The organism is Roseburia faecis (genome assembly GCF_001406815.1).
Taxonomy (GTDB): Bacteria; Bacillota; Clostridia; order Lachnospirales; family Lachnospiraceae; genus Roseburia; species Roseburia faecis.
Genome location: NZ_CVRR01000078.1, coordinates 1 through 470 on the forward strand (window position 1 = coordinate 1; position 470 = coordinate 470).

Consider the following 470-nt stretch of genomic DNA (forward strand, 5'->3'; position numbering starts at 1 on the left):
ATCCCGAACACGATGGTTAAGACTTAAGCGGCCGATAATACTATACTGGTAACGGTATGGGAAGGTAGGTGGATGCTAGATTTATGGGCTTATAGCTCAGCCGGTTAGAGCGCACGCCTGATAAGCGTGAGGTCGGTGGTTCGAGTCCACTTAAGCCCATTAGAATGGGGGCGTAGCTCAGTTGGGAGAGCACCTGCCTTGCAAGCAGGGGGTCAAGAGTTCGAATCTCTCCGTCTCCATTATCAGCGGATGAAAATAATATCTGCTGAGAAATGTACTTTGAAAACTTCATACAGAATGATAAGATGATTAAATATCTATTTGATCAAGACATCGTAATAACCGTAAAGTTCTTTAATAACAGTAGTACATTAGAAAAGTACTACAGAAGTTATCAACGCTATGATAACGAGGATTGAATAATCAAGCAAAAAAGAGCGCAGGGTGGATGCCTTGGCACTAAGAGCCGA

At 43.2% G+C, this 470-nt stretch carries 2 tRNA genes; both read left to right on the forward strand.

The features are described 5' to 3' along the window. Positions 1-85: 85 nt before the first annotated feature. A tRNA-Ile gene (locus M72_RS14890) sits at positions 86-159 on the forward strand. Between the two features lie 7 nt (positions 160-166). Next, positions 167-239, forward strand: a tRNA-Ala gene (locus tag M72_RS14895). The last annotated feature ends 231 nt before the right edge of the window (positions 240-470 follow it).